Source organism: Streptomyces hirsutus, from assembly GCF_001418415.1.
GTDB classification, from domain to species: domain Bacteria; phylum Actinomycetota; class Actinomycetes; order Streptomycetales; family Streptomycetaceae; genus Streptomyces; species Streptomyces hirsutus.
In genome coordinates this window covers 1-3865 of record NZ_LIQT01000698.1, presented here as the reverse complement: position 1 = coordinate 3865, position 3865 = coordinate 1, and the positions used below count along the sequence as shown (strand labels likewise).

Below are 3865 nucleotides of genomic sequence, written 5' to 3'. Positions count from 1 at the left end.
CGGCTCCGACTCCGGCTTCGGTGTCATCGGCGCCGGCTCCCCCGTGAAGCGGCTGGCGCCGTCCGGGTCGACCTGGAGCGGGACGACGTAGCCGATGCGTTCGTCGTGGATGGTGGCCAGGACGGCGTGTCCCGAGGCGACGGCGATGCGGTGGAGCCGATTCAGCACGGCCTGCTGAACTTCCTCACCGGGTCCGGCGACCACCAGTACCCCGCCGACCGATGCCCTCCGCGTGCCCGCGCCGCCCCCCACGGCGACGGGTACATGGACGTCGATCGGCACTGCCGCAAGATCCGCCGCATGTGCGGCCTGCTGCTGTTCCTGCTTCTTCTCGCGGCTGATTCGCGCCATCGTCCCCTCATTCGGGTCGTGAACCTACCGACGAGTCTGTCCGCTGAGCCCGGCTTCTCACGTCACCGCGTTGTCACAGGCTCGTCCCAACGGCCGTCCCCCATTCGGTCCCCTCCTCGTGCCCTTCTCCTCGTGCCCTTCCCGTGTCCGCTGTCCGCCGTCATGAGAACCGGGAGGGTGAGGCGGGAGGGTGGGCATGCGTACAGGCATGCGACAGGGACCGGAGATCTGGATCCGAGGGCCGGTGGGAGTGCCGGAACCGGGCCCGCCGGAGCCCGCCCACGCCCATGCGCCGGCCCGGCGCTTCTCCTGGGTCGGCACCCACGGCGGTGCCGGGGTCTCCACGCTCGCCGCGGTGCACGGCGGTCACGACAGCGGCCGCGCCTGGCCCGGACCGGGCGATCACCTCAGTGGAGGAGACGTCCAGTTCCGGCCACTCGTTCCGCCACTCGCCCACCGTCTCGTCCACGCTGTCACCGTCGACGGCGGCTTCGGCCTCTTCGTCCTTGCGCATGTCGGCCCCAGCCTATCGGCGGCACGACCTGGGCAGGTCTTCTCCGGCCTCCGGTCGTCCGCCCCAGTGAGCTTGACGAGGAGACCGGTGGGGCTGGTACGACGAAGGGCCCAGTAAGGGCTCCAGGACTGGCTGACAGGACTGGCTGACAGAGCTGATGGGGTTGATGGAGCCTTGGGGACCGATGGGGTCGATGGGGTCGACGGGACCGATGGGGTCGATGCGCCGAGCAGTGAGGGAGCCGGAGCGTGGAGGCCCGCCTCGGCGGTGGAGATCGCCTTCGCGGTACGCACGGGGGCGGTGCGGGCCGTCGATGTGGTCGCGGAGGCGCTGGAGCGGATCGAGCGGGCCGACCCGGTGCTGTGCGCGTTCACCGAGGTGTGGGCCGAGGAGGCGCTGCGACGGGCGGGTGAGGTGGACACCCTGGTCGAGGCGGGTCCGTCGCGTTCATCCGGTCCGTTCGGGGGCGAAGGTCCCGGGGCTCGCGCGTGGCTGCCGCTGGCCGGGGTGCCGGTCGCCGTGAAGGGGCGGCACGGGTTGCGGGCGGCGGTTCCGCTGCTCGCGGCCGGTGGTGTAACGCTGGGTGCCACCGCTGTGCCCGGACCCGGCACCGCCTGGCAGACCTGGGGTCTCGGGGCCCGCGGACGCACCGTCAATCCGTGGCGGGCCGACCGTACGCCGGGCGGTTCCTCGGCCGGGGCCGCGGTCGCGGTGGCGGCCGGTCTGGTGCCGCTGGCGACGGGCAGCGACGGGGCGGGGTCGGTGCGCATCCCGGCGGCGTGGTGCGGGGTCGTCGGTCTCAAGGCCACCAACGGTCTGCTCCCGTCGCGCGACCGTACGGGTCTCGCGGCACCCGGAGTCCTCGCCCGTACGGCGGCCGACGCGGCGGCCTGGTGGCGGGCGGTGTCACCGCCGACCACCGCCGCCGTCGTGCCGCCGACCACCGCCGACGATGCGCGGCCGCCCCTCCCGTACACCGCTGTCTGGTCCCCCGACCTCGGCTTCGCCGGTCCCGACCCGGAGCCCGTCGCGCTGGCCCGGGCAGCGGTCGACCGGCTCGTCGACGCCGGGGTCGTACGGCTCGTACGGCCGTCGGCGCCGCCGCTGCTCCTGGACCCGGCCTCGGCCTGGCTGGCCCTGCGCGACCCCGGCAGTGCCCCCGCCGCCCTCGCCGAAGCCCACCTCGTCCGGGCGGAGAACAACCGGCGCCTGGCCCGCCTCTTCGCCGGCGCCGAGCTGTTGCTGACGCCTACGGCGCCCACCGCGCCGCACGGCCACGAAGGGCCGGGTGACGTCTACTCCACCGCGCTCACCTGGGCGTTCAACGTGAGCGGGCACCCCGCGCTGAGTCTGCCCGCCGGGTTCGGCGCCGACGGCTGCCCGGTCGGGCTCCACCTGGTGGCACCGCACGGGCGGGAGGCACTGCTGCTCGCCGTGGCGGGGCAGCGGAGAGGCTGAACAGCTGAAAGGGCCGAGTGGCTGAAAGGCGTCTCTCGGGGCCGGGGTCGTCGCTGAACCCCGTGGACATATACTTGCATGCACATATGATGCATGTGCCTGTAATTGGCGTACGCCGATCATCTGGGGGATGACCATGACACGCCGTTTCCTCTTCGTTCTGGGGAGCGCCCGACGCGACGGCAACTCCGCGTCGCTGGCCCGCCAGGCCGCCGAACAACTGCCCGCGGGCACGGAACAGCGCTGGATCGACCTCACCGAGCATCCTCTGCCCGAGTTCGAGGACCACCGCCACGACAACGACCACGTCCGCCCCCCGGAGGGCAATGTCGTCCTGCTGCTCGACGCCACCGTCGCGGCGACGGACCTGGTGATCGTCTCGCCGCTCTACTGGTACTCGGTGTCCGCGCAGACCAAGCGCTACCTGGACCACTGGTCGGGCTGGCTGCGCACCCCCGGCCTGGACTTCAAGGCGACGATGGCGGGGCGCACGCTCTGGGGTGTCACGGCGTTCGCGGACGACGAGCCGGTGGTCGCCGATCCGCTGGTCGGCACGCTCCACCACTCCGCCGCATACCTGGGCATGCGCTTCGGCGGGGTACTGCTCGGCAACGGCAGCAGGCCGGGTGACGTGCTGAAGGACACCGAGGCCCTCGCCCGCGCGAAGACGTTCTTCGCACCGGACGCCCCCGCCCCGCTCGCCCGCTTCCCCTACGAAGCCGGGTCTACGCGGTGATGTCCTTCGTCGTGAACCTCGCCCAGGCCGCCGAGCCGAACACCAGCGCGTACAGGGACTGGAGGCCGAGGTTCTTCACCAGGTCGTCCCAGTACACCGGCTCACGCAGGAGGTCGGCGAACGACAGCCAGTAGTGGGAGAAGAAGTACGGGTGGAGGGCGTCGAGCTGCGGGATCTGGTCGAGGATCTGGACGGTGATCAGCAGCCCCACCGTCGTCGCCATCGCCGCGATGCCGCTGCTGGTCAGCGTGGACACGAACAGGCCGAGCGCCGCCACCCCGATCAGTGAGGCGGCGACGACCAGGGCGATCAGCAGGGCTCTGCCCAGTCCCTCCGCGAAGCCGATCCGGGTGCCGGAGATGGTCGTGAGGTCGCCGAACGGGAACAGGAGGGCCCCCACGGCCAGGGCGGAGAGGGCCACCACGAGAGTGGCGGCCAGGCAGAAGGCGAGGACGGCGGCGTATTTGGTGAGCAGCAGCCGGGTACGGCCGGCGGGGGCGACGAGGAGGTAGCGGAGGGTGCCGGCGTTCGCCTCGCCGGCGAGGGAGTCGCCCGCGACCACACCAATCGCCATGGGCAGGAAGAACGGCAGCGTGGCCGCCAGCGCGGTGAAGACCAGGAACAGGCCGTTGTTGGTGATCTGCGAGATGAAGGCCGGCCCCGCACCGCCCCCTCCCCCGCCGCCGGACGCGGACCCGTCACCGGTCTCGATCTTCACGGCGATCCCGACCAGGACCGGAACGGCGGCCAGGACCCCGAGCAGGGCGAGGGTGCGCCAGCGCCGGAAGGTGGTCAGCAGTTCGCTG

At 72.3% G+C, this 3865-nt stretch carries 3 protein-coding genes and 2 pseudogenes; 3 read left to right on the top strand and 2 right to left on the bottom strand.

Going from position 1 to position 3865, the window contains the following annotated elements; genetic code table 11:
* Positions 1-351: pseudogene (locus tag AOK11_RS43710) on the bottom strand (tetratricopeptide repeat protein); the annotation flags it as partial.
* 196 nt (positions 352-547) lie between these two features.
* On the opposite strand from AOK11_RS43710, the pseudogene AOK11_RS45960 reads away from it, so the two are divergent.
* The 3 genes and pseudogenes from AOK11_RS45960 to AOK11_RS37570 form a co-directional block, all read left to right on the top strand.
* A pseudogene (locus AOK11_RS45960) lies at positions 548-751 on the top strand (DUF6668 family protein); the annotation flags it as partial.
* A 381-nt stretch (positions 752-1132) separates the two neighbouring features.
* On the top strand, positions 1133-2323 hold the full coding sequence (locus AOK11_RS37575) for an amidase family protein (protein WP_055598105.1): 1191 nt from the start codon (positions 1133-1135) through the stop codon (positions 2321-2323).
* 136 nt (positions 2324-2459) lie between these two features.
* Positions 2460-3059, top strand: a complete 600-nt coding sequence (locus AOK11_RS37570) for a flavodoxin family protein (RefSeq protein ID WP_055598107.1) — start codon at positions 2460-2462, stop codon at positions 3057-3059.
* Here AOK11_RS37570 and AOK11_RS37565 read toward each other — a convergent pair.
* The coding region (locus AOK11_RS37565) for an ABC transporter permease (protein WP_055598104.1) at positions 3049-3865 on the bottom strand (817 nt) is incomplete at its 5' end. The two genes, AOK11_RS37570 and AOK11_RS37565, sit on opposite strands and share 11 nt — an antisense overlap.

What these genes read in the sequence shown, in the direction of transcription:
- AOK11_RS37570 (WP_055598107.1), top strand. Translation starts at nt 2,460, where the DNA reads ATGACACGCCGTTTCCTCTTCGTTCTGGGGAGCGCCCGACGCGACGGC.